A 24,696-nucleotide genomic window follows, 5' to 3' on the forward strand; every position below is an offset into this window, starting at 1 on the left:
GATGATTGATCTGATCCTTCATATCATTGACGAATATATTCAGGAGAATAAGGCGATTATCGGCCTTGTTATCTTGGGCTTTCTGTTCGCCGGTTTCATCATGGAGCGTTTCCCCGCAGCGGTGGTGGCCGTGCTTGGGGCCTGTATGTTCCTCTTCCTCGGGATCATTGATTCCGATGGTTTGTTTTCGGTCTTCTCCAACACGGCGCCGATCACCATTGCCGCAATGTTCATTCTGTCGGGTGCTTTGCTGCGTACCGGCACGATTGACGCGATCGCCGGTTTCATCATCAAACGCGCCAAGCGTCGTCCAAAGCTGGCGGTAGCCGAGATGTTTCTCGGCGCCTTTGTCGCCTCCGCTTTCATGAACAATACGCCGGTTGTTATCGTTCTGATTCCGATCATTCTTCGCCTCTCGCGGGCCACCGGCTTCTCTTCCAAGAAACTGCTAATCCCGTTGAGCTTCATCTGTATCTTGGGGGGCACAACCACTTTGATTGGAACCTCGACCAACCTGATTGTCGATGCGGTTGCCCGGGATCAGGGCATGGCGGGTTTCGGGATATTCGAAATTACGCCTTATGGTCTGATCGCCGCCGTCGCGGGGACGATCATGATGGTGCTGTTCAGCAGCTGGCTGCTTCCCAGCGGGCAGGTTGAAGGGCAATTTGACAGCAATGACGAAAGCGATTTTCTCACCGAATTGACGGTACGCCGGAAGGCAACGGTAATCGGCAAGCAACTCTTGGCCGTCTCGGAATTGCGCCGGGCCGGTATCGAAGTCACGGCGATCAAGCGACTGAGTAGCTATATTCGCCATGATCTGGATTATCATGAACTGCGCGCTGGCGACCGGATTGTCGTGCAATTGGATCTCGCCGAGTTGATTTCCTTGCGTGGATCGGAAGACTTCAAGGTGGGCATCGTCCATCAGGGCGATGCTGGACCTCTTGGCGAAGAGCTTGTGGAAGCTACGGTGGCGCCAAGCCATCCCAGCATCGGTAATCGCCTGTTCGATATTCCTTTCTTGTCACAGCTCAATGTCCGCATCTTGGGCATGACCCGCTATCGCAACCTGCCACGTTCTGATCTGACCAATGCGCGCATTCATGCCGCCGACCGATTGCTGGTCACAGGGTCCAGCGAAGATATTCGGCGGATGTATGAAAACCCGAATTTGTTCGGCGTCGGGCAAACCAAGATTCGCGCCTTTCGCCGGGACCGCGCCCCGATTGCGATTGGCGCATTGGTTGCGGTGGTGGTACTGGCCGCGCTCAATATCATTCCTTTGGCGGTGGCGGCCATTCTGGCAGTCGGCGCCATCTTGGTAGCGCGTTGCATCGATGCGGAAGAAGCCTGGGGTTCGATCGACGGCAATGTCTTGGTTCTGATTTTCGGCATGCTAGCCGTCGGGCTGGGTATGCAGCAAGCGGGCAGCGTCGACCTTATTGTGTCGGAATTGACGCCGTATCTGCGAGATATACCGCCCTGGGGCCTTGTCTTTGCAATTTATGTCTTGTCCGTGATCATGACCGAAATTGTGACCAACAATGCGGTGGCAATCATCATCACGCCGATTGCCATAGCCTTGGGCAATGATCTGGGCGTCGATCCCCGACCTTTGGTCATCGCAGTGATGTTCGCCGCTTCCGCCAGCTTCGCGACACCGATCGGCTATCAAACCAACACATTGGTATATGCAGCCGGCAATTACCGGTTCACCGATTTTTTCAAAGCCGGCATTCCGCTGACCTTTGGTGTCGGTTTGGCGACCTGCATGGCGATCAGCTTCTGGATGTAGCGCAGCCCTAAAAGCTTGCCGCGCCCCCTTGCTGACGATAGGCATGGCGTAAGAAAATTATCGGGGAAATCGCATGTTGGCATTCTGGTTCAAAATTCCACTTTGGCAGCGGGTGATTGCGGCCCTTATTCTCGGCGTCATCACCGGGTTGATGTGGGGTCCCGAATCCGAAACGATCAAATGGATCGGCGATTTTTTCATCAAGTCGATCAAGATGCTCGTCGTACCGCTGATTTTCTTCTCGCTTGTCGCCGGTGTCGCCGCGCTTGGCGATCTGAAGAAATTGGGCAGCGTTGGCGGACGGGCGATGATCTTGTTCGTGGTGACCGGTCAGATTGCTGCCTGGCTCGGTCTCGCGCTCGGGACGTTTTTTCAACCTGGAAAAGGCGTCAACACAGACGCGATCGAAAAGGGCGAGACGCCGGTGCCCAATGATACCAGTGCGATTGATATGATCCTGTCGATTGTCCCGGACAGTCCGGTACAGGTGATGGCTGATGTGCGGGTCTTGCCGTTGATCGTTTTTGCCTTGCTGATCGGCATTGGCATATTGATGGCCAAGGAAGACGGGAAGCCGCTCGCCAAAATCTTCGATAGCGGCGCCATCGTCATGCAAAAAGTCACGATGATCGTGATGGAGCTGACTCCTTTTGGTGTGTTTGCGCTGATGGCATGGGTGGCTGGAACGCTGGGGACAGATGCTCTGATCTCGCTGGCCCAGCTGGTCGGGCTCAACTATCTCGGTTGCTTGCTGATCATCGGGGTGATCTACTCGTCGATGATCAAAATTATCGCGAAGCTGCCGGTGGTGGATTTCTTCCGTGGGATCGTGGATGCGATCGCGGTCAGCTATTCAACGGCCTCGTCCAATGCGACGCTGCCGGTGACGTTGCGTTGCGTCGAACGCAATCTGGGTGTTAGCAATTCGGTTGCCAGTTTCGTGGTCTCGCTCGGTGCGACGATCAACATGAACGGTACCGCCATGTATCTCGGCCTCGCTACGTTGTTTGGTGCGCAGATCTTTGGCGTCGACCTGACATTTGCCGATTATGTGCTGATCTCAATCACCTCGACATTGGGCGCAATTGGCGCTGCGGGCATTCCCGGTGCGGGCCTGATCATGATGGCTCTGGTGTTCGGTAGCGTCGGCGTGCCGCTCGAAACTATTGCCTTCGTTGCGGGTGTCGACCGGATCATGGATATGATGCGGACCACGACCAATGTCTCGGGTGATGCAGCGGTAGCGGTAACGGTGGCGTCCATGACCGGCGAGATTGATCGCGCAGAAATGATTTCGGCGGATGATGTTTAACGGCGAGGTACTGGTTTCAGATATCCGCTAAGGCGGTATCAACGATATTCTTGGCGACCGTCCGGGCATCGGCAGCGACCTGTTTATGCTCATGCAGATGGGCGAGAACGATTGCCCCTTCTTTGACGATCAGCAACTGTCTGGCCAACCCTTCAGGGTCCTGCGCGTTTGTCTTCTGTGCTATTTCCGCGAAGTAGATGGACAGCAGACGCTTATGTTCCGCTGCTGTTGCGTGGATAGGGTGGCTGCTATCCTGATATTCAGACGATGCCTTGATGAACATGCAGCTTCTGAATCCAGCTTCTTCAAACCATTCTTCTAGCGCGTCGAATATCGCTAGCAGCTGACCTTCGGGTTCGGCCGCCAAGGCTTCTATCCTGCGTCGGAGCCAGTTCCGGAATTGCTCGTCCCGGAGTCGTAACGTAGCGAGTATCAACTCTTCTTTGGTGCGAAAATGCTTGTAGATTGCAGTTTTGGATACGCCGGTCTCTTTTGCCAGGCGGTCCATGCCAATCGCGTGAAAGCCTCCTTTGTAAAAGGATGCGAGCGCTTTCTGCACAAGCTCGTCGCGTTTCGATGCACTCACAAGTGATTCCTTCATACCATTACTGATCGGTAAATAGCGATTCGCGGGTATGGAATCAATAGCTGCGAGAATATCAGTCTGAATATTCTAATTATTCTCACTAAATATCAATGACATCATGATCGGATTTCAAAAATCTACTCAATAACATTGACAGATCGGTACACCTTTCTTATTTCAAGGTTAACCGATCAGTACATGTTGGTGATCGGTGGCCACCTGGCCTTAACAAGAGGAACAAGAAAATGTTGAATTCAAAAATGCAAACCAGCGTCATCGCCCTAATGGCCGCAACTTTTTCTACTGCCGTTTTCGTTGGCGCTAGCGTGGCGCCGGCCATGGCATCGCTAATCGCCTAGCCCTCCCCAAACCAAAGGAACCGATCATGTTTTTCTCACCAGAACCAATTGCGCATGAACCGCACAGTCTCCGCTCCACACTCTCCAATGTGATGGCGAATATTCTGGTGGTTAGCATCGTTGCGGGCGTGTTCGCTGCCTCTCCCGAAGCCAGTGCGCGGCCAACGCAAAATGCGGTCGAGCAAGTGAATCAAGATGTTTATCACCGGACCGTTTCCATAGACGGTGTCGAGGTCGCTTACCGCGAGGCTGGCGATCCTAATAAGCCAACGATCTTGCTGCTCCACGGTTTCCCTACTTCTTCGCAGATGTTTCGCAACCTGATCCCCGAACTGGCAGCACGCTATCACGTGCTGGCCCCCGACTATCCAGGCTATGGGGCAAGTTCGATGCCCAGCCGCGAAAGTTTCGAATATAGCTTTGCCAATTTTGCCCATATTGTGGAGCAATTCGTCGACAAAAAGGGAGTCTCTTCCTACGCGATCTATCTGATGGATTACGGTGCTCCGGTGGGGTATCGGCTCTTCGCAAAACATCCGGAGCGGGTCACAGGTTTCATCATCCAGAACGGAAATGCCTATGATGAAGGCCTTCTAGATTTCTGGAAACCAATCAAGGCCTATTGGGCGGATGGTTCCCAAGAAAATCGGGACGCGTTGCGCGGACTGCTAAAACTGGATGCAACCAAATGGCAATATACGCACGGCGTTGGCGATGTTGCCAAGGTCAGTCCGGATACCTGGCACACCGATCAATATCTGCTCGACAGGGAAGGCAATCAGGAAATTCAGCTCGACATGTTTGCTAGCTATGCAACGAATGTGGAGGAATATCCCAGTTGGCAGAAATTGTTCCGCGAACATCAACCGCCGGCACTGATCCTGTGGGGTAAGAATGACCAGATTTTCCCCGTCGAGGGGGCCCATCCTTACAAAAGGGATTTGGCTAATGTGGAGTTTCATCTGCTTGATACCGGCCATTTTGCCTTAGAAGAATATGGTGATCAGATGGCTGACGAAATCCTCGACTTTCTAGACCGCGAAGTCCTCCCCCGGGACTAACCCCCGCGCGGTTTCCTGCGGGACACCCCCTCCTCCTCGGGCGTCCCGCAGGCCCCCTTAAACTCGACAATCTGGAAACAATAATGACACAGATACTCGTCCCCCCGTTCACAGAAGAAACCGCCCGCGCCAAGGTGCAGGCCGCAGAAAATGCCTGGAATAGCCGTAATCCTGATCGCGTGTCTCTCGCCTACACGGCCGACAGCGAGTGGCGCAATCGTGACAGTTTCCTGACCGGTCGAGATGAGATCAGGGCCCTGCTGAGCGCCAAATGGCAGAAAGAACGGGACTATAAGCTTAAGAAAGAACTCTGGGCTTTTGGCGGCAACCGCATCGCCGTTCGTTTTGAATATGAATGGCGAGACGAAGCCGATCAATGGTGGCGCAGTTACGGAAATGAGAATTGGGAATTCGCACCCGATGGCCTGATGCAAAAACGCTTTGCGAGCATCAACGATGTGCCGATCAACGACACCGAACGCCGGTTGTAAACTTTCTTTCCGAATAGCCCGTACCGATCAAGGAGATATCCGATGCCCCGTGCCTTTGCCGAAATCGCTTTCACCCCATCTGTTCAAGCCATTCAGGAAAAGCAGGGATCGGCAGCCAGCTACGCCAAATTTCTGCAACCCGACGTGACCGGTGGTGACAGGTTATCTCCCCGTGAAGCTGAGTTTATTGCCGACCGCGATGGTTTCTATCAGGCCACGGTTTCCGAAACGGGCTGGCCTTATGTCCAATTTCGTGGCGGGCCGCGTGGTTTCTTGAAAGTGCTAAGCGAAACGCAAATTGCCTATGCGGATTTCCGCGGCAATCGCCAATATGTGAGCGCTGGCAATCTGTCAGGTGAAAACCGCGTGTCCTTGATATTGATGGACTATCCCAATCGGCGAAGGCTCAAGATATGGGGCCATGCCAATATCATCGATGCGGAGGATCCGTCAGCAATGGCCCGTCAGTTACATGATGAACATTATAATGCTGTAACCGAACGCGCGGTTGTCATTACGATTGATGCGTTTGACTGGAACTGCCCACAACATATCCCGCAGCGTTTCACGCTGGAGGAATTGGAGCAGCTCCAGATATTAAGCTGACGCAGGCTTTGTTGTCCGGTCAGAAGGCGCCATCAATCGGCAAACGGATCGGTCACCAATATCGTATCTTCGCGTTCCGGCGACGTTGACACCAATGCCACGGGGCATTGGATCAATTCTTCGACCCGTTTGATATATTTGATCGCCTGAGCAGGAAGATCGGCCCAGCTGCGGGCACCGGCGGTGGATTCGCTCCACCCTTCCATCGTTTCGTAAACGGGTTCGACAGCCGATTGATCCTGATGATGAGGCGGCAAATAGTCATAGGTCGTACCATTGAGCTTATAGCCAACGCAGATTTTCAATTGCTCAAACCCGTCGAGCACGTCCAATTTGGTCAGGGCAATGCCGTGGACGCCTGATACCGCTAGGGCTTGGCGGACGAGCACTGCATCAAACCAACCGCAGCGCCGTTGCCGGCCGGTGTTGGTGCCGAATTCATGACCGCGCTCGCCGAGCCGCTGACCGATATCGTCATCAAGCTCTGTCGGGAAGGGACCCGATCCGACCCGGGTGGTATAGGCTTTGGTAATGCCGAGCACATAGCCAGTACCCGATGGTCCAATACCTGACCCGCCAGCAGCGGTCCCCGAGATTGTGTTGGAGCTGGTGACAAAGGGATAGGTGCCGTGATCAACGTCAAGCAACACGCCCTGCGCGCCTTCGAACAATATCCGTTTGCCGTCGCGGCGCGCTTCGTTGAGACGTTTCCAAACCGGTTGCGCATATTGCAGCACGCTGTCGGCAATTTCTTTCAGGTCATTGAGCAGGCGTTCGCGATCCACGGGTGGTTCGCCAAATCCGGCCCGGAGCGCGTCATGATGCGCGCACAGCCGGTCGAGCTGTGGCCCCAAATCATCAAGATGCGCGAGGTCGCAAACCCGAATGGCCCGGCGGCCGACCTTGTCTTCATAGGCTGGGCCAATGCCGCGTCGGGTGGTACCAATCTTGCCTTTGCCACTGGCGTCTTCGCGCATGGCATCAAGGTCGCGGTGAATGGGCAGGATCAGCGGGCAGGTTTCGGCAATGCCGAAATTGTCCGTGTTGATGGCAACGCCCTGTCCGGTTAGCTTCTCAATCTCGTCACGCAGATGCCAAGGGTCGAGCACCACGCCATTGCCGATGATTGACAAAGCGCCGCGGACAATGCCGGACGGGAGCAAGGAAAGCTTGTAAACAGCGCCGTCGACCACCAGCGTATGGCCCGCATTATGGCCACCCTGAAAGCGGACGACCACATCCGCACGTTCGGAGAGCCAGTCGACTATCTTGCCTTTGCCTTCGTCGCCCCATTGTGCGCCGATTACCGTTACATTTGCCATGGATATACCTTTCCACCCTGCCAGAGTGGATCCGAAACGTCCTTCGACAGGACTCGACGTACGGATGGAACTAAAGGCGTGGACAGCCTTTGTGCGCTGCGGTGGTTACCGACTCAAAATAGGTGCGTCAAGCCACATGCATTTCACGGGGATCAGAGTGTCTGAATCTCGTCACCATTCAATATATGGGTGCAACCCAACGTCTGTGCATCGTCCTTATCGGACAGTGCCGCAACCGTCCGCCAACCCTGGTTGCGAAGCTCTCCGGCTCTTTGGATATCATAACCAAGAGGTAAGAAAATCTGGTCTCTCGTCTTCGCTCCAAAGCCAGCATCGATCAGCGGGTTGGGATAGAGCGAGAAGCCAACTGCGGCTTCGGAAGTTCCATTGGGATGGACAATTTCATAGCTGCCACCGCGCCCGAGCGCGCCGATAAATCTATCCGCATAAAGCGTAAAACCGAACCAGTTCTGATATTCAAACCCGTGCCGCTCGGTCGGATCGAGGGTCAGGCTGGCTTTCCCCCTTATGCTTTCGGCAATCTGGGATACACCGTCCAGTCGCGAATTGAGCAGTCCGCCCGTATCAAAGTCTCGCAGCCGGGCCATTGCCTCGTCAAACGGCCCGGTCGCCTCTATCAAGGGCAGATAGCCGGTGGCGCCTATCGCGCTCAGGCCGCCGGCGTCCTTCATGTCCAGCTCGCCGCGCACTTCCGCGATCTGTGCCTGGTTTAGCGGCAAGGGCCCCGCCGCCAATATATCGATCAAGTCTGGCATGGTGAAGTCGACCGTGATGCCGGTGACACCCGCACGCTCCAGCGCCTCTATGGCCACAGTCACAATTTCACTGGCAGCGACGACGCTGTCATTGCCGATCAGCTCTGCGCCGATCTGCAGGCGGCTGCGTTCCGGTTGCAGCTGTCCTGAACGCAATTTCAAAACCTGTCCCGAATAGCTGAGCCGCAATGGCCGCGGCCGATCGACCAAGCTAGTTGTCGCGATACGGCCGATCTGCATCGTCATGTCCGGACGCAACGCCAGGGTGCGTTGAGAAATAGGATCCACGAAGCGCATCAGATCATTGCGGGATGCGCCCTGCATCCGTTCGGTCAAGCCATCTTCATATTCGGCTAGCGGCGGCGTCACCCGAACATAGCCATGGCTGGCCAATGTATCGAGCACATCGCGTTCTAGCCGCGATGCCGCCTCGGCATAAGGCGGCAGCGCGTCGTGAAAGCCTTCGGGCAAGAGATTGGATTGCGTTCGCATGGCCCTGCTCCATAGCCCAAGCAAAGCCTCAGGCCATCTTTTTTCTTGGGTCTCTACCTATCGGATTAAAAGCTCAGTGCTTTGACTGTCTTCACGCCTTCGAGCTGACAAACAGACCATAGCACCGGCTCTTCAACCGGCGAATCGATGGAGAGGAGAAGCACGGCCTCACCGCCCGGCGCATCGCTGCGACGACCAAGGTGGAACGTGCCGATATTGACACCAGCTTCGCCCAAGGTTGAGCCAACGCTACCGATGAAGCCCGGTTCGTCACGGTTGACGATATAGAGCATATCGCCTTCCATATCGGCTTCGACCTTGATGCCGAACATCTCGACCAGCCGTGGCCCGGAAGAACCGAACAAAGTACCGGCAACCGATTTCTCGCCTTCGTCGGTGGTCACAGAAACGCGGATCAATGTGTGATAGTCACCCTCGCGTTCATGACGGATTTCGCGGACATCAAGGCCGCGCTCTTTCGCCAGATAGGGCGCGTTGACCATATTCACCGTGTCGCTATAGGCGCGCATCAGCCCGGCTAGGACTGCTGCGGTAATGGGCTTCTGGTCCAGTTCCGCTGCTGCGCCTTCGACTTCAACCGCAACGCCTTTGATCTGGTCAGCTGCGAGCTGACCCACAAGAGAACCCAATTGGGTGGCCAGCGCCATATAGGGTTTGAGCTTGGGTGCTTGCTCCGCCGATAGGCTTGGCATGTTGAGCGCATTTTCGACGCCGCCATTGACCAGATAGTCGGCCAGTTGCTCTGCGACCTGAATTGCGACATTCACTTGAGCCTCGCTGGTGGAGGCGCCCAGATGGGGCGTACAAATGAGGTTCGGTGTTCCGAACAAGGGGTTTTCCTTGGCCGGCTCCTGAGCATAAACGTCGAGGGCTGCACCAGCGACATGCCCGGATTCCAAAGCTTCCTTCAAGGCCGCTTCATCGATCAGGCCGCCCCGCGCGCAATTTATAATCCGCACCCCGGCTTTGGTTTTGGCCAAAGCTTCGGCAGACAAAATGTTGCGCGTCTGGTCGGTGAGTGGTGTGTGCATGGTGATAAAATCGGCGCGAGCGAGCAGTTCGTCCAGCGTCACTTTCTCGATACCAATTTCAACGGCGCGCTCTTCGGTCAGAAAGGGATCATAGGCGACAACCTTCATCCGCAGACCAATGGCGCGTTCGGCAACGATCGAACCGATGTTACCCGCACCGATCAGGCCGAGCGTTTTGCTGGTCAGCTCCACGCCCATGAATTTGGATTTTTCCCATTTGCCGGCCTGAGTCGAGGCGTCGGCGGAGGGCAGTTGGCGCGCGAGAGCGAACATCATTGCGATGGCATGCTCTGCCGTGGTGATGCTGTTGCCAAATGGTGTGTTCATGACCACGACGCCTTTGGCGGACGCGGCAGGGATATCGACATTGTCGACACCGATACCCGCACGGCCAACCACTTTCAGGTTCGTTGCCGCTGCCAGCAACTCAGCAGTCACAGTGGTTGAAGAGCGAATGGCGAGACCATCATATTCACCGATGATCTTGATCAGTTCTTCCGGTGTCTGTCCGGTGATTTCGTCTACTTCGCAGCCCCGTTCCCGGAAGATTTCGGCGGCTTTTGGGTCCATTTTGTCGGAAATTAATACTTTTGGCATGTTGGGAATCCTTTTCGGAATGTCATGTCAGCTATCGCTGGCATCCAAATGAATGTCCTGAGATTTGGGACAGTCATTGGGCCCCGGCCGTAGCCGGGGCGATAAATAAAATTAGGAAAGTTCGGCTTTCACTTGCGCAAAGGCCCATTCGATCCAGGGCAGCAGACGGCGGACATCTTCTGCCTCGACCGTCGATCCACACCAGATACGCAGGCTTGGCGGCGCATCACGATAACCGTTGAAGTCATAGCCGATGCCCATTTCATCGAGCATGCCGGCAATCTTCTTTGGTACAGCAGCTTTGGCATCATCGCTCAGGCCATCATACCAGTCGCCTTGAAACACCATGCAGACGCCGGTGTTGGTCCACTGGTCGGGATTGCCAACCATATTCCGCATCCACGGGGTGGATTCGATCCAGTCATGGACGATTTTCGCGTTGCGATCGGCACGGGCATGCAATTCGGGCAAGCCGCCGATGGATTTCGCCCATTCGAGCGACGCAATATAATCTTCGGCTGCCAGCATCGACGGCGTGTTGATTGTCGCGCCTTCAAAGATCGCGCGGTTGAGCTTGTCGCCCTTTTTCACGCGGAAGATTTTTGGCAGTGGCCATGATGGCGTGTAGCTTTCGATACGTTCGACGGCGCGTGGGCTGAGGATCAGCATGCCGTGACCGGCTTCTGAACCCATGACCTTCTGCCAGCTGAATGTCGTGGCATCGAGCTTGGACCAGTCCATTGGCTGAGCAAATACGGCGCTGGTTGCATCGTTGATGGTCACGCCTTCGCGATCATCGGCAATCCAGTCGGTGTTCGCAATTTTCGCGCCCGAAGTGGTGCCGTTCCAGGTGAAGACAATGTCATCGCCCTTGTCGATTCCGGTCAGGTCTGGAATTTCGCCATAGTCCGCTTCCAGCACGGTGAGGCCAGCCGGTTTCAATTGCTTGACCGCGTCTTGAATCCAGACGTTGCCAAAGCTTTCCCAAGCCGCAACGGTCACTGGTCGTGCGCCCAGCATGTTCCACATCGCCAGTTCGACGGCGCCGGTATCGGATGCCGGCACGATGCCGATCAGATAATCGTCGGGAATGCCAAGCAGTTCGCGGCTGAGGTCGATGGCATATTTCAACCGGCCTTTGCCGGTGGCCGAACGGTGCGAACGGCCCATGGCGATCGTGTTGATTTTGTCGAGAGACCAGCCAGGAAATTTGGCGGTCGGACCCGAAGAAAAATTCGGGCAGTCAGGACGCAACTCAGGCGTCGGTACAGTCGTATCAGTCATTTTAACGCTTCTCCTTACAGAGAGCTCGCGCGGCGTTGGGACCGCGTGGCCCGGCGCCGCATTGAATGGTGCAGCGCAGCAAGTCAAGCCTGATCTTACTTACGAATGAAACCGGTTATGGTTTGCGGAACAAAACTTTACCGCGACGGGAAACCAATAGTTTTTCCAACGAAACAGGATGGAAATAGGCTTCAACCCGGTCGCCTTCAGGGGTGGTGCCATAGACTTCATAGCAGCCGCCATCGACCTTGGATTTCTTGATTTTCCAGCCCTGTTCAACCAGGTTGGCTTCCAGTTCCGCCCGGGTTTTCCAGCCAGATTGTGGCCCCGCTTCGCAGGACATTTTGCCGGTGGCAAAGGCAGGAGCGGACAAGCCAGCGGTGGCCAAAACAGCGGCGGATGCAGCGGCAATTACAGAATATTTCATTTTCACAATCTCCAAATCTACGGTGTTTGCAGCGTTTCGTGCTGCGCGGTTTTGTTGTTTCTTTGTCTGTATATAATGATGATGCGCCATAGTTCTAGCAGCGCGAGCGGAACAAAATGGGCCAGCGCTCCGCCGACACCATCATGGATCAACAGCCAGTGCGCGAGGGTCAGCAGAGCAGCAAAATAGACGAGCCGTTGCAGCCGTTTCCAGCCGCGTTTGAGCCGCCGCATCGAAGCGTCATTGCTGGTAATCGCAAGCGGAACAAACAATAGCAATGCCGCCCAGCCTGTCCAAATTCCCGGTGCCCAAAATTCAGCCAATATCGGTTTAAGCGCTTCCATATCGATTATGTAAAACACCAGATGCAGGACGCCGTAGCCAAAGGCCGCAAGCCCGAAAGTGCGGCGGCGTTTCAGAAACCAACCAACCCACGGGCGATTCCCGAATATCACTGAAAAGGGCGTGGTGAATAGCGCAATGATCATGAACCGGGCAGAAAATTCGCCTGTCGGATGCAGCAGATCCATGGCGATTATATCGCCGACCCAATAGCCGCGCACCATGAAAAGGCCGGGCAGGCTCAAAAGAATCCACAGGACCGGCAAGCTGTTTAATTTGCGCAAGAAAGACATGGCGGTATCATGGGTTTTGGAGGCATGTTGGTCCAGCATAAATTTGTCGCAATTTGTAGCGGATCCCGATTCGGGCTGTTGGTAGGGACTTGTTAACCATGGTCTTCAGCCGGGGATTAAGCATCTTCTGCCATTGACCCGGCATGGAAATGAAATTGCAAATCAGACGCCGTGCGCGAACCGTTGGGCTTTTGGGCTTGGTCTCGCTAATTCTCAGTGCCTGTGGCGCGATACCCTCGGGCAACGACGGTCAATCGTCCCGACCGCAGGCCTCTGCCGGTCTCGGTTCCTTTGACCCATCACCTTCGGCCCGTCAGTGCTTTAGCGACTTGGGCAAGGCCAATGTCCGCTTCTCTCCTTTGCCCAATCGCAAATTCAGCGGCGGCTGCAGCCAGATCGATAGTATCAAGCTGCTCGATGTCGGCGCGGATGTGACCAATCTCGGTCCTGTCAAATGTGAGCTGGCCGGGAAATTTGCGGCGTGGACCGAATATGCGGTGAAACGCGCGGCACGCAAATATCTGGGCAGCGATCTCAAGCGGATCGAAACGATGGGCAGCTATAATTGCCGCAATGTCGCCGGATCGGGTAAATTGTCGCAACACGCCCATGCCAATGCCATCGATGTCTCCGCTTTCGTTCTCCATGACGGCCGCCGGATCTCGGTTGAGAAAAACTGGAAGAGCGGACGCCAGGAAATGCAGTTTTTAGCCGCTATCCACAACAGCGCCTGCAAACGCTTTGGCACCGTTCTCAGTCCCAACTACAATGCCGCGCACAGAGATCATTTTCATCTCGATATGAGCGGCAATGGATATTGCCGATAGCGCTGCAAGGCCACTGGTCAGCCTGATGTCTTTGCTTTAGAGCAGTGGCATGACCAATAAAGATCTCCATGACCGTCGTTTTTATCGCGCCAAACAGGAAGCTGAATTTGCCGAAAAGGCTGATTTCGGTACCGCCCAAACGCAAGATCCTGCCTATCGGCTAGCCTTTCAGGACAATGATTTCCTGCTTCGCGAAGAGCTGCGCCCCGTTCGCTTCCAACTCGAATTGCTGAAACCGGAAATGCTGCTGGACGAAGCCGGCATTGGTTCTACCTTGGTCATGTATGGGTCTGCGCGCATCCCGGCTCCCGAAAATGCCGACACCTTGATCGATGCGGCTACCGACGAAGATTCTCTAAAAATCGCTCAGCGTTTGAAAGAGAAAGCCAAATATTATGACGAAGCCAGGAAATTGGCGCGGCTAGCGAGTGAATGCGGCATTTCTTTTGAAGGGAAGCGCGATTTCGTCGTCTGTTCCGGCGGCGGTCCGTCGATCATGGAGGCTGCCAATCGCGGCGCTGCGGATGCCGGTAAAGAATCGATCGGACTCAATATCGTTCTGCCGCACGAACAGGCCCCTAATGAATATGTGACGCCGTCGCTCAGCTTTCAGTTTCACTATTTTGCGCTCAGAAAAATGCACTTTCTATTGCGGGCAAGAGCTGTCGCGGTTTTCCCCGGCGGTTTTGGTACGCTGGATGAGTTTCTCGAACTCGTCACGCTCGTGCAAACCGGCAAGATGGAAAAGCTTCCGATATTGTTGTTCGGGAAAAATTTCTGGAATCGGGTCATCAATTTTGACGCGCTGGCCGAAGAAGGCACGATCAGTCGCAAGGATCTCGAGCTGTTTCAGTTTGTTGAAACTGCAGATGAAGCCTGGGCGATAATCCAGAAGTTTTACGATTTGGACTGCAACTAGGGTCTGGCCCTAGGGCAGCTGGAGCGACAAGCCTATTCCTCAGCCGCCGCTGCGTCCGCTTCTACTGCTTCTTGAGCTTCGGCATCAGCGCCAGCTTCCGCTTCAGCCGCATCCACGACTTCTTCTTCCTCAGGCTCTTCGACGATTGGCGCTGCCGGGAGCGGGATATTAGAGCCTTGCGCGTTCATATATACCATCAGGTTTGCACGGTCTTGGGCTTTGCCCAGACCAGCAAAGGTCATCTTCGTGCCATTGGCATATTTGCGGGGGGAGGTCAGCCAAGCGTCCATGGCCGTCCAATCCCAATTGCCTCCAACGCTCTTAAGAGCATCGCTATAAGCAAAGCCGGCGACATGGCCATGCGGTTTGCCCATTGAATTCCACAAATTGGGTCCAATGCCATTGGCTCCGCCTTGGTTGATTGTGTGGCAAGCGGCACATTTGCCAAAAACTTTTTCGCCAGCCGCGGCGTCGGCGGTCTGCAACAATGTCTCGATGGCTGGGCCTGTATCAGCAGCGCCGGCAGAGGTTTCTACGCCTTCAATGATGTAACCCATGACTTCCGGGCGTTCGTGTTTGCCGGCATGAAAATATTTGCCACTGGCAATGGAAAAACCCAATACGGCGATGCCGCCAGCAAGAACCCAGCCTGCGATGGTGTTATTGTTGCTCATATTGTCTCTCAAACCCCTGAGTGAGCGGCGACGAATAGCCTGCCAAATTTGTGCTGTCTGTAAAGAGGGCAACGGGCCAACGCAAGGCCTCAATTGCCGTATGCGGTGCAATTGTGGATGGAAAATGTCACTCAGCCTTGGCGGACGAGCCACTTCTTTCTTGCCCCGTGCTGTCCGGTTCGACTATCGCGGCGCAGCAAAAGAGGGGTAAGATGGACAGCTTTCCGCAAAACGCACTGGGTATGGTCAGGAAAATGACCGAGAAAGGCGCTGAAATGCCGGAAAAGGCGATCGCGTTTCAAGGTGCGCCGGGCGCCAATTCGCATCTCGCCGCGCTCGACTATGCGCCAGAGGCTCTGCCGGTACCATGTTTCGCTTTCGAGGATGCGATTGATGCGGTGAAGCAAGGCACCGCAGGCTGCGCGATTATTCCGATTGAAAATTCGCTGCACGGTCGTGTCGCCGACATTCACTTTCTGCTGCCCGAATCGGGTCTTCACATTGTCGATGAATATTTCATGCAGATACGGCATTGTTTGATGGCGCAATCGGCGGACGCCGAAATCAGAACGGCGATGAGCCATCCCCAGGCGCTCGGCCAGTGCCGTCATTATCTACGCAAACGGGGAATCATCCCGGTGGCCTACGCGGATACTGCGGCAGCCGCCGCCTTTGTAGCACAGGCGGAGGATCCGCATGCTGCAGCCATTGCGCCCCGGCTGGCTGCCCAGATATACGGCCTGCAGCCTGTCGCCGACGAGATTGAAGATGCGGCCCACAATATTACGCGATTCGTTGTTCTTGCGCCGGAAGCGGCCAAACCAGCAGCAGCTGGCCCGTTGATGACGACCTTTGTTTTCGAGGTGAAAAATATTCCGGCCGCGCTCTACAAGGCGATGGGTGGTTTTGCGACCAACGGCGTCAACATGACCAAGCTTGAGAGTTATCAACAAGGCGGCAGCTTTGCTGCGACCGAGTTTTTTGCCGATGTCGAAGGTGCTCCGGGTGACCCGGCCGTTGATCGCGCGCTGGAAGAGCTTAGCTTTCATTGCAATAGCGTGCGGGTGCTTGGCACCTATCGGCAAGCGCGACCGCGGACTGTGAAAAGCTAGCGCCCGGCGAGTTTTTTCGCTTCTGCAAGATGGGTCCGCCCGATCCGGATCTCTGTATCGCATTTGAGGCAGGCCATCCAAACACCGCCGCCGTCGTGGCGCAGGCCAGCAATCCAGTCGCGCCGAACCAGATGTGATCGGTGCAGCCGGATAAATTCATCGGGGTTGAGTCGTTCTTCAAGGCCGGTGATCGTTTGGTGCAGCAGATAGCTGACGCTGCCGACATGCAGACGCATATAGTCCCGCTCCGCCTCAACCCTGTCGATCTCTGTGGCGACGATGCGGCGCAATTCAGACTTATATGGCACCCAAAATTCGTCGGCCCAGGGCGAATCTTCATCGGCGTTGCTGCGCATCTCTTCGGTTCGTTCTTGGACGCGAGAAATGGCCAATGCCAGCCTTTCATTTTCGACGGGTTTGAGCACATAGTCGATTGCGGCGACATCAAAGGCCTCGACGGCAAAGCGGTCAAAGGCCGTGACAAATATGATGGCCGGAGCATTGGCCTTGCCGGACAATGCCCTGGCGACATCCAGCCCATCCTTGCCAGGCATGGCAATGTCGAGCAGCAGAAGATCGGGTTGCAATTGTTCGGTCAGCCGCAACGCTGCTTCGCCATCGCTGGCGGTGCCGATGAGGTCGATATCCTTCTGCCGCGCGCAGAGCAGTTGCAAACGCTCGATCGCCAAAGGTTCATCGTCGACGATCAGGGTCTTGAGCGGCTTGACTTCGGTTTCTTCTATCATGGATTGTCCATCATCAGAGGCAAGGTCAGTTGGGCAATATAGCCACCTTCGGCGGGACGTACAGTCTGCAGTCCGGCCTGGCGACCAAAGCGCGTTTCGAGCCGGTCGCGAACATTGGCGAGACCAATGCCACTGCTGACGCCATTGTCCTGCAGGTCCACGGGGCGCGGATCACCGTCATCGGCCACCGTCAAAATCAGATTGTCACCATCCGACCGCGCGCTAATCATTATCGTGACGGGCCGTTTGCTATGCGCGACACTATGTTTGATCGCATTTTCTACCAGCGGCTGCAGAATGAGGCCGGGCACTAGAACGGAGAGCAGATCATCGGGAATGGTGACTTTTGTCCGGAGGCGTTCGGGAAAGCGGACCGCTTCGATATCGAGATAAAGGTTTTGCAGATGGACTTCTTCTGACAGGGGCACATCTTCCAGCGGATCGCCAGACAGGCTGGTCCGATAGAATTTCGAGAGATTGAGGATCATTTCCTCTGCTTCTTCGGGCTGGCTGCGCATGACCAAAGTGCTCAAACTGTTTAGCGTGTTGAACAGAAAATGGGGATTGACCTGATAGCGCAAGGACCGAAGTTCGGAATCCTGAGCGGCCTGCGCAAAGCGAGCGGCCTTGCGTTCTACTTGCCGGACTTCGCCGGCATAGCTTAGCGTCAGATAAAGAGATGCCCAGCTGATGATGAAGAAGAAGCGACCTGTAGCATCTTCGAAAATGGCTTTGAATGCGAGATTTTCCTGGGCCATATATTCGCGCATTTTCTCGACATGCGCTTCGTCCCACAGGTTTTCAGGATAATAGACGTTGAAAACATAATAGTTGCACGAGGCGATCAGAATCGCACAGGGAATGGCGGCAGCAAAGGCTGTGATGATCCGGGTCGAAAGGGCTTTGTCCTCAAATTGGCGGAGAAACAGATAGAGCAAATAGGTGATACCGATGCCAAAAATGGTCACCACAATGCGTCGCACCGCCATCTCGCCCTGAGCGGGCCAATCCCCGACCGAGATACGCAGCGTCAGGACGATTGCATAGAAAAGCCAGAATCCGAGTATCGATAGGATTGCAACCTGATGTCCGACAGACGGCTTGTGGTTTCCGAGTTCAAATTTTCGCATGTTCATTCAATTCATGGTTTCCACGGAGCTTAGGCGAAGATGGTATCAATTGTCTCTAGTGGAATCGTGACCGGTCGAAACAGGCTTGCGGTTGGTCGAAACTTTCTAAGTCTAGCGCGCAATTTTACAAGTTCGGGCAGCTGTTGCTGAATTAATATGCACGGTTTTAACCGATTGCTAACCATGTTCGGGTCAAATGCACTGGTGGGATGATTTAACAAGGAGTCCCGAAAGCATGACCAAGGAAATACAAGCTGTGCCCGGTGCGATGACGCTGGCCGAAATGAAAGAATTTGCGAGCTTCAGTTCCGCAACGCAGCGCTATATACGCCGTTCGCTGGATGTGGGCCTTGATCGTTCGGACGCCATCGAAACATGGTCTCGCGACAAGGTCGAAGAGGCCGGCATCAACGTACAGAAATCTCTGTATCGGCGGATCGGCGATATTCGCAAAGCCATTCCTCAGGATTGTGCGATCGACAGCATGGAAGCGTTTATGCCTTCGCTGATTTCCCTAGCCGCTTTTGATATCGGCCAAGGCCGCATCCACAGTTTTCCGGCTTTTCGTTTTCTATATGAACGTCTGTTGGGTCCGGATTCGCGTCCGTGGCTGCCTGGCGCATTTTGTGCAGCGGCTTCCCTTCCCCATCTTCATCCGAAAACCCGCAAAGGCTTGTTGCAATCAATCAGCGAAGCGGCTGCCACCGCACCCGGCTGGTCCAACCGCCAGCCAAGCTTTTTCCCTGAATGGGTCGATAAAGTGGATATGAGCAGAGCGGCCCACTGACCGCCAGTTTGAACTTCAGGCGGTTGCCGGTTTTCCGGTAATTGCCGCTTCATATTCGCTTTCAGCCCGCTGGATCAAATGCCGGTCATCTTCGTTCCAGGGGTGAAATCCGGGCAAGAAGAATTTGATCCAAGGGATGATGATCGCCCGTGCAATGCCCGGTTTGACGAGCAGGAACTTGATCAGTTTAAGCTTTATACGCCATCCGGTCATCCCGTCTTGCGCAAGCAGGTCGAGCGTGTCTGTCCACCGGTTGCCCCAAAAATTGCGCGTGATGACCAGCATCATTATGGCCTTAACCTGCCAGCGCTTGAGACGGGACCAATCCTTGGTTGCGTATAGCCAGGTGTCGTAGGCGACGCCCTTATGTTCAATCTCTTCCAGTGCGTGCCAGCGCCATAGATCAGCGGTTTCCTGATCGGAATTTTCCCAGTGCCGGGGGTCGGCCAGAAACTGCTGCGCCATGATCGCGGTAAAATGTTCAAGAATCATCGTGGCCGCGAGATTGGTAATCTTGGGGCGGTCTTTGGTCATGTTCAGGGATTCTGTGATCCGCTCTTCGATTCGGCTGGTGTCATAGCCGGAATCCTCGAGCCTCCGGTTCAGTGCCAGATGCTCGCGGCTGTGAATCACCTCTTGTTGCACGAAAGCACGGATCTCTTTCTGCAGTTTATCCGGTGTGCGATCTCTGAATTCCTTCACGCTTTCGATGAAAAATGCTTCGCCGCGTGGGAAGGTAAGCGACAGGCAATTGTAGAATGCTGTCGCGATGGCATCGCCATTTTGCCAGTATTTACCGAGTTCCTGGCCTTCTTCCCGCCCAAAACGGCGGTCACGTGGTGTAATCTCATGACCCGCTGGCGTCGGCGTATCTATGGTGTCCGGCTGGGCGGTGACGGGTTTGAGCATATTCATCAGATGTTTCCATTGAACGAAATTCGGCTTATAGCCAATTGGTTACAGATAAGGTTACTTACATAAATGTCAATAGCGAAACGACGCCTCTCCCCGGAAGAAAGCCGCAGCATGGCGCTTGCAGCGGCGCGTGATTTGCTGATCGAAACCGGTCCGCAGTCGGTCACATTGAAGGCTGTGGCCGGACGAATTGGCCGCACGCATGCTAATCTTTTGCATCATTTCGGTTCCGCTTCCGGCTTACAAAAGGCCTTGGCGGCTTATTTGTCGGATGAGGTCTGCGGTCTGATCGGGCAGGCGATCCTGAAAACACGGACCGGCGAGGGGTCCGTGCGCGACATTGTCGATCTGACCTTTGATGCGTTTGACAAACAAGGTGCGGCGGCCCTTTGGTCCTGGATGATGCTGACCGGCAATGAAGACGCACTCGATCCGATCGTAGACGCGATCCATACATTGGTGGACGATATCGGAGAAGGCGGGCACGAAGACCGGGAGATGCATGAAGATACTTTGGCCCTGGTTCTCATGGCCTTGGGTGATGCGCTGATTGGCGAGCGCCTATCAGGGTCGCTCGATTTGGCTCGAAATTCGGCCCGCGATATGGCGGAGCGCCAGTTGGACGACGCGCTTGGCCGATGGCGGCAGGAACACGAATCCTAGGGCTTAGACTTGGGAAAGCGGAACGGGATCAATCCTTAGCGAATAGCTGACCATCGTCGCCAAAAGCTTTGAACTCCAGTGCGTTGCCACTGGGGTCACAAAAAAACATCGTGGCTTGCTCGCCAGCCTGTCCTTTGAAACGAACCGTTGGATGGATGATGAAGTCGGTGTTGGCCGCTTTCAAACGATCCGCCAGCGTCTGCCAGCCCGCCATTGTCATGACTACGCCAAAATGGGGTACGGGCACTTGCTCTCCGTCTACCGCATTGTTCATCGCCCGGTTGGCGAAATGCGCGTCCAGATGGGCGACAATCTGATGCCCGAACAGATTAAAATCTATCCAATGCGGAGCGCTACGTCCCTCTTCACAACCTAGCAGTTCACCATAGAATGTCCGCGCCTCTTCAAGGTCCCGCACCGGGAATGCGAGGTGAAATGGCCGCAGCGTGCCAGCGGCGCTAGTGTTCATATTTCCGCTGCTTGTCTTCGGGAGCGGCCAGCGTGAAGCAATGTTCAAAATCCAGATCGGAACTTTGGCCCTCTGCCTCTTTCTGCTTGGCATCGGCCAGCATCGCTTCGCGGCTTTGCGTCAGTAAAATGTCGCTTTCTTGACCGCTCAGCCCTTCGGCGCGCATTTTGTCGCGGGCGCGGCTGTCGAGAACGGCGGCAAGAGTCTTCAGGTCCTGCGCTGTCTTGGATAGACCTTCGCGGTCATGCACTTCATCATAGGCCAGTTGCAAAATTCCTGCGCATTGGTTCAGATCGGGCTTTGGTGGGGGCGGAACTGCCGCATCGAGAAGAGGGAGGCATTGTGCAATTTCCTCTTCTATGACTTCATAGGCATCGGCCGCTTCCCTGCCTTTCTCCTGTTGGGCCGCAACGGCCGCGAGCATATCCTGCCGGACCTGTTCTTTGGTCTTTCCGGTTTCGCTCACTATCTGTTGCCCGATCAGTCCGGCATAGGTTGCGCCCCGATCGGTTAGTAGAGGATAGTCGAGCGCGCTTATGACGCCGCGTTCTTGCTCCGATGCAACAATCGCAAAGACCGCAACACAGGATAGATTGCGCTTTTGTATTTCGTTGAGCGGCACCGGCTGGTTTGCTGCGGGTTGCGCCAGGGCAAGTGTCAGGAGGGGAATGATATTCATCAGGATGCAATAGCAACCAAATCCCCGTTCCGGCAATTAGCAATTGAATGGTCGCCGTGAACAGGTCAAAAGCTGCCGGTGTTAAAAGTTCGAGAAATGATCAACCGCCACCCCTTCCTGTTTGCGCTTGTCGCCGGCGGAATCAGCGCAACCGGCTTTGCGCCGCTCAATTTATGGCCGCTGACTTTGATGATGCTGGCCTTGTGGATCGTGATTTTGATGCAGTTGCAGAGTCGCAAGGCGGTGTTTTTGTCTGGCTGGCTATTCGGTGTCGGTCATTTTGTGGTGGGCCTGAACTGGATCGCCAAGGCCTTTACCTTTCAGGCGGCAATGCCCGAATCACTGGGCTATATCGCAGTGATATTGCTGTCGCTCTATTTGGCGGTCTATCCTGCCCTGGCAGCTCTGATGGCTTGGTTGATGGGCAAGCGCAGGCCATGGGTGTTCATCATTGCCCTTGCAGGCTCGTGGATCATAACCGAATGGCTTCGAAGCTGGGTGTTCAGTGGTTTTATCTGGAATCCTTTGGGCGCAGCATTGCCAGAGATATTCTGGGCAGAGAGTGCCTATGTCGGGACCTATGGACTTGCGGCGCTGGCGATTGTCGCCGGCGGCATATTGGTTCAAATGGGCGCGGCGATGAAGGGCAGGAAATGGCGGCAACTGCTCATCATCGGACTTGCCATTCCCTTTTTCACCAGTGCCATTTTGTTGCGGGCGCAGTTCACCAATATGAATATGATATTGAAAGGCGAGCCGGATGGCATTCCTATCACTGTGGTCCAGCCCAATATCGGCCAGCAGGACAAATGGAAGGCTGGCTATGAAGAGCAAAATCTGACAAAACTGGCGCAGCTTACGCGCCGGGAAGATGACAGCCCGCGAATCATTTTCTGGCCCGAAGCCGCCATTCCCGACTATCTCGAAACCGGATATCCAGTCCGCTATTATTACGGGCGCCCGCCCGAATTTGTGCGTCAACAGCTGGGTTTGTTGATGCGGCCAGGCGATGTGCTGGTGCTCGGCGCGTTAAAACTCGAATTTGACGAGGCAGAAGGGCGCGCCGTTGGCGCCCGCAATAGTGTCTTTGCCATGGATTCAGAGCGGGAGCTGCTCGGGCGCTATGATAAGGCCCATCTGGTGCCTTATGGCGAATATCTTCCGATGCGGCCGTTCTTATCCGCGATCGGCCTGTCCCGACTGGCGCCCGGCGACTTTGATTTCTGGCCAGGTCCGGGTGCGCGCTCACTTGACCTGGGCAAGTTCGGTAAGGTTGGTCTGCAGCTTTGCTATGAAATTATTTTCTCGGGACAGGTGGTGGACCGTGACAATCGACCGGATTTCATTTTCAACCCATCCAATGACGCATGGTTCGGGGCATGGGGGCCGCCGCAACATCTCGCGCAGTCTCGTTTGCGGGCCATTGAAGAAGGTCTGCCGGTCATTCGTTCGACACCGACCGGAATTTCGGCGGTGATCGACGCTGAAGGCAGCGTCATTGACAGTATCCCGATGGGTGAGGCCGGCCGGATCGATGGCCGTATGCCACGCGCAAAACCCCCAACACTCTTCGCGCGCTACGGTAATATCTTGCCGCTTGGCCTGGCGATAATTTTGCTTATCTCGGCCATTGCCATTCGAGTTCGCGCCCGTTAAAGTACATATAAAGTTTTCCTTATGTCCCATTGATCGGCCTATTGCCGGCCTAAATTCAGGATTTTGCTATGCGCTCAGAATTTATTTTTACCTCCGAATCGGTCTCTGAAGGCCATCCCGATAAAGTATCTGATCAGATTTCTGATGCGATTGTTGATCTGTTTCTTGCCAAAGACCCGGAAGCCCGGGTGGCATGCGAGACCCTGACCACCACCAACCGGGTGGTGCTTGCCGGCGAAGTGCGTGGCAAGGGCATGATCGACACGGATGGAAATTGGGCGCCTGGTGCACAGGAAGAAATCCAGACCGCGGTCCGCGAAACGGTGAAAAATATCGGCTATGAGCAAGACGGTTTTCACTGGCAAAACCTCACGTTCGAGAATCACCTTCACCCGCAATCGGCGCATATTGCGCAAGGCGTGGACGAAAGTGGCAACAAGGACGAAGGCGCTGGCGATCAAGGCATTATGTTTGGCTATGCCAGTGACGAAACACCGGAATTGATGCCAGCAACTTTGCAATATTCGCACCAGATCTTGAAGCAGATGGCCACCGACCGCCACAGCGGCAAAGCGCCTTTTCTAGAGCCCGATAGCAAGAGCCAGGTGACGTTGCGCTATGTCAACGAAGTGCCGGTTGAAGCGGTCGCCCTGGTGGTGTCTACGCAACATGCGCCCGGCTACTTTAAAGATAGCGATAATCCGGCGCTATATGAAGAATTGCGGGACTATGTGATGGGCGTGTTCCATTCGGTTTTGCCCGAAGGTTTCATCACCGACAACACGGTGTTCCACGTCAACCCGACCGGGCGGTTCGAAATTGGCGGCCCCGACGGCGACGCTGGTCTGACCGGACGCAAAATTATCGTCGACACCTATGGCGGTGCAAGCCCCCATGGCGGCGGTGCCTTTTCCGGAAAAGATCCTACCAAGGTTGATCGGTCGGCGGCCTATATCACGCGCTACATGGCCAAGAATATCGTTGCCGCGGGCCTTGCAAAACGTTGCGCTATTCAACTGTCCTATGCGATCGGTGTTGCCGAGCCCTTGTCGATCAATGTCGACTTGCACGGCACCGGAACGGTCAGCGAAGAGAAGCTGGAAGAAATTTTACCGAAGTTGGTCCGTCTAACGCCCAAAGGCATCCGAACGCACCTCGGTCTCAACGCACCAATCTACGGCCCGACCGCGGCTTATGGCCATTTCGGCCGTGTAGCCGAAGGTGAGCTTTTCACGTGGGAAAAGACCGATCTCGTGGACGCATTGAAAGCGGCCGTCTGATTCTTTAAAACGCTTGTTCCGCTACCCAATTGTCGCTT

General features: G+C 55.0%; 25 protein-coding genes. 12 read left to right on the forward strand and 13 right to left on the reverse strand.

The window, feature by feature from the left end; translation table 11 throughout:
* Window position 1: 1 nt before the first annotated feature.
* Window positions 2–1,801 carry an SLC13 family permease gene (locus ABJV08_RS03750; RefSeq protein ID WP_348041569.1) on the forward strand — a complete coding sequence of 600 codons (1,800 nt, stop codon included), beginning with the start codon at window positions 2–4 and terminating at the stop codon, window positions 1,799–1,801.
* A gap of 73 nt (window positions 1,802–1,874) precedes the next feature.
* Window positions 1,875–3,113: a dicarboxylate/amino acid:cation symporter gene (locus ABJV08_RS03755; protein WP_348041567.1), complete on the forward strand. Its 1,239-nt coding sequence runs from the start codon at window positions 1,875–1,877 to the stop codon at window positions 3,111–3,113.
* A gap of 16 nt (window positions 3,114–3,129) precedes the next feature.
* On the opposite strand, the gene ABJV08_RS03760 is transcribed toward ABJV08_RS03755, so the two are convergent.
* Window positions 3,130–3,699: a TetR family transcriptional regulator gene (locus tag ABJV08_RS03760; protein ID WP_348041565.1), complete on the reverse strand. Its 570-nt coding sequence runs from the start codon at window positions 3,697–3,699 to the stop codon at window positions 3,130–3,132.
* 385 nt (window positions 3,700–4,084) lie between these two features.
* Between ABJV08_RS03760 and ABJV08_RS03765 the strand changes: the two genes are divergently transcribed.
* The 3 genes from ABJV08_RS03765 to ABJV08_RS03775 all read left to right on the forward strand — a co-directional run bounded on the left by ABJV08_RS03765 (window position 4,085) and on the right by ABJV08_RS03775 (window position 6,216).
* Window positions 4,085–5,119 carry an alpha/beta hydrolase gene (locus tag ABJV08_RS03765; RefSeq protein WP_348041563.1) on the forward strand — a complete coding sequence of 345 codons (1,035 nt, stop codon included), beginning with the start codon at window positions 4,085–4,087 and terminating at the stop codon, window positions 5,117–5,119.
* Between the two features lie 83 nt (window positions 5,120–5,202).
* Window positions 5,203–5,610, forward strand: a complete 408-nt coding sequence (locus ABJV08_RS03770; protein ID WP_348041561.1) for a nuclear transport factor 2 family protein — start codon at window positions 5,203–5,205, stop codon at window positions 5,608–5,610.
* A gap of 42 nt (window positions 5,611–5,652) precedes the next feature.
* Window positions 5,653–6,216 (forward strand): pyridoxamine 5'-phosphate oxidase family protein, encoded by a 564-nt coding sequence (locus ABJV08_RS03775; RefSeq protein WP_348041559.1) that lies wholly within the window; start codon window positions 5,653–5,655, stop codon window positions 6,214–6,216.
* A gap of 32 nt (window positions 6,217–6,248) precedes the next feature.
* On the opposite strand, the gene ABJV08_RS03780 is transcribed toward ABJV08_RS03775, so the two are convergent.
* From ABJV08_RS03780 to ABJV08_RS03805, 6 genes are all read right to left on the reverse strand, one after another.
* Window positions 6,249–7,538 carry an adenylosuccinate synthase gene (locus tag ABJV08_RS03780; RefSeq protein ID WP_348041557.1) on the reverse strand — a complete coding sequence of 430 codons (1,290 nt, stop codon included), beginning with the start codon at window positions 7,536–7,538 and terminating at the stop codon, window positions 6,249–6,251.
* 152 nt (window positions 7,539–7,690) lie between these two features.
* Window positions 7,691–8,806, reverse strand: a complete 1,116-nt coding sequence (locus ABJV08_RS03785; protein ID WP_348041555.1) for an ATP phosphoribosyltransferase regulatory subunit — start codon at window positions 8,804–8,806, stop codon at window positions 7,691–7,693.
* Window positions 8,807–8,871: 65 nt separating this feature from the next.
* Window positions 8,872–10,455 carry a phosphoglycerate dehydrogenase gene (gene serA / locus ABJV08_RS03790; RefSeq protein WP_348041553.1) on the reverse strand — a complete coding sequence of 528 codons (1,584 nt, stop codon included), beginning with the start codon at window positions 10,453–10,455 and terminating at the stop codon, window positions 8,872–8,874.
* A 111-nt stretch (window positions 10,456–10,566) separates the two neighbouring features.
* On the reverse strand, window positions 10,567–11,739 hold the full coding sequence (locus tag ABJV08_RS03795; protein WP_348041551.1) for a phosphoserine transaminase: 1,173 nt from the start codon (window positions 11,737–11,739) through the stop codon (window positions 10,567–10,569).
* Between the two features lie 115 nt (window positions 11,740–11,854).
* The gene (locus tag ABJV08_RS03800) at window positions 11,855–12,166 is read right to left on the reverse strand and encodes a PepSY domain-containing protein (RefSeq protein WP_348041549.1); all 312 of its coding nucleotides are present in this window, start codon (window positions 12,164–12,166) and stop codon (window positions 11,855–11,857) included.
* Between the two features lie 17 nt (window positions 12,167–12,183).
* Complete coding sequence (locus ABJV08_RS03805; protein WP_348041547.1) at window positions 12,184–12,840, reverse strand: ferric reductase-like transmembrane domain-containing protein; 657 nt, start codon at window positions 12,838–12,840, stop codon at window positions 12,184–12,186.
* Window positions 12,841–12,944: 104 nt separating this feature from the next.
* On the opposite strand from ABJV08_RS03805, the gene ABJV08_RS03810 reads away from it, so the two are divergent.
* Together ABJV08_RS03810 and ABJV08_RS03815 are read left to right on the forward strand one after the other, a co-directional pair.
* On the forward strand, window positions 12,945–13,628 hold the full coding sequence (locus ABJV08_RS03810) for an extensin family protein (RefSeq protein WP_348041546.1): 684 nt from the start codon (window positions 12,945–12,947) through the stop codon (window positions 13,626–13,628).
* Window positions 13,629–13,677: 49 nt separating this feature from the next.
* Window positions 13,678–14,547, forward strand: a complete 870-nt coding sequence (locus tag ABJV08_RS03815; protein WP_348041545.1) for a TIGR00730 family Rossman fold protein — start codon at window positions 13,678–13,680, stop codon at window positions 14,545–14,547.
* Between the two features lie 32 nt (window positions 14,548–14,579).
* Here the strand turns inward: ABJV08_RS03815 and ABJV08_RS03820 are convergent, their stop codons facing one another.
* Window positions 14,580–15,221 (reverse strand): cytochrome c family protein, encoded by a 642-nt coding sequence (locus ABJV08_RS03820; RefSeq protein WP_348041544.1) that lies wholly within the window; start codon window positions 15,219–15,221, stop codon window positions 14,580–14,582.
* Between the two features lie 212 nt (window positions 15,222–15,433).
* On the opposite strand from ABJV08_RS03820, the gene ABJV08_RS03825 reads away from it, so the two are divergent.
* The gene (locus ABJV08_RS03825; RefSeq protein WP_348041542.1) at window positions 15,434–16,333 is read left to right on the forward strand and encodes a prephenate dehydratase; all 900 of its coding nucleotides are present in this window, start codon (window positions 15,434–15,436) and stop codon (window positions 16,331–16,333) included.
* Here the strand turns inward: ABJV08_RS03825 and ABJV08_RS03830 are convergent.
* Together ABJV08_RS03830 and ABJV08_RS03835 are read right to left on the reverse strand one after the other, a co-directional pair.
* A complete protein-coding gene (locus tag ABJV08_RS03830) occupies window positions 16,330–17,079 on the reverse strand; it encodes a LytTR family DNA-binding domain-containing protein (RefSeq protein WP_348041540.1) in 750 nt (249 codons plus the stop codon). The two genes, ABJV08_RS03825 and ABJV08_RS03830, sit on opposite strands and share 4 nt — an antisense overlap.
* On the reverse strand, window positions 17,076–18,215 hold the full coding sequence (locus ABJV08_RS03835; protein WP_348114702.1) for a histidine kinase: 1,140 nt from the start codon (window positions 18,213–18,215) through the stop codon (window positions 17,076–17,078). The genes ABJV08_RS03830 and ABJV08_RS03835 overlap by 4 nt, the downstream gene beginning before the upstream one ends.
* 229 nt (window positions 18,216–18,444) lie before the next feature.
* On the opposite strand from ABJV08_RS03835, the gene ABJV08_RS03840 reads away from it, so the two are divergent.
* A complete protein-coding gene (locus ABJV08_RS03840) occupies window positions 18,445–18,996 on the forward strand; it encodes a hypothetical protein (protein WP_348041537.1) in 552 nt (183 codons plus the stop codon).
* Between the two features lie 15 nt (window positions 18,997–19,011).
* On the opposite strand, the gene ABJV08_RS03845 is transcribed toward ABJV08_RS03840, so the two are convergent.
* Window positions 19,012–19,911, reverse strand: coding sequence for a metal-dependent hydrolase (locus tag ABJV08_RS03845; RefSeq protein WP_348041536.1), 900 nt, complete (start codon window positions 19,909–19,911; stop codon window positions 19,012–19,014).
* Window positions 19,912–19,977: 66 nt separating this feature from the next.
* On the opposite strand from ABJV08_RS03845, the gene ABJV08_RS03850 reads away from it, so the two are divergent.
* Window positions 19,978–20,574 carry a helix-turn-helix domain-containing protein gene (locus tag ABJV08_RS03850; RefSeq protein WP_348041534.1) on the forward strand — a complete coding sequence of 199 codons (597 nt, stop codon included), beginning with the start codon at window positions 19,978–19,980 and terminating at the stop codon, window positions 20,572–20,574.
* A gap of 28 nt (window positions 20,575–20,602) precedes the next feature.
* Here ABJV08_RS03850 and ABJV08_RS03855 read toward each other — a convergent pair whose 3' ends face one another.
* Both ABJV08_RS03855 and ABJV08_RS03860 read right to left on the reverse strand, forming a co-directional pair.
* Window positions 20,603–21,043, reverse strand: a complete 441-nt coding sequence (locus ABJV08_RS03855) for a VOC family protein (RefSeq protein WP_348041532.1) — start codon at window positions 21,041–21,043, stop codon at window positions 20,603–20,605.
* A complete protein-coding gene (locus tag ABJV08_RS03860) occupies window positions 21,033–21,722 on the reverse strand; it encodes a hypothetical protein (RefSeq protein WP_348041530.1) in 690 nt (229 codons plus the stop codon). The genes ABJV08_RS03855 and ABJV08_RS03860 overlap by 11 nt, the downstream gene beginning before the upstream one ends.
* A 78-nt stretch (window positions 21,723–21,800) precedes the next feature.
* On the opposite strand from ABJV08_RS03860, the gene lnt reads away from it, so the two are divergent.
* On the forward strand, window positions 21,801–23,378 hold the full coding sequence (lnt, locus tag ABJV08_RS03865; RefSeq protein ID WP_348041528.1) for an apolipoprotein N-acyltransferase: 1,578 nt from the start codon (window positions 21,801–21,803) through the stop codon (window positions 23,376–23,378).
* A gap of 68 nt (window positions 23,379–23,446) precedes the next feature.
* A complete protein-coding gene (gene metK, locus ABJV08_RS03870) occupies window positions 23,447–24,658 on the forward strand; it encodes a methionine adenosyltransferase (protein WP_348041526.1) in 1,212 nt (403 codons plus the stop codon).
* The last annotated feature ends 38 nt before the right edge of the window (window positions 24,659–24,696 follow it).

It is taken from the genome of Parasphingorhabdus sp., assembly GCF_039982395.1.
Classification (GTDB): Bacteria; Pseudomonadota; Alphaproteobacteria; order Sphingomonadales; family Sphingomonadaceae; genus Parasphingorhabdus.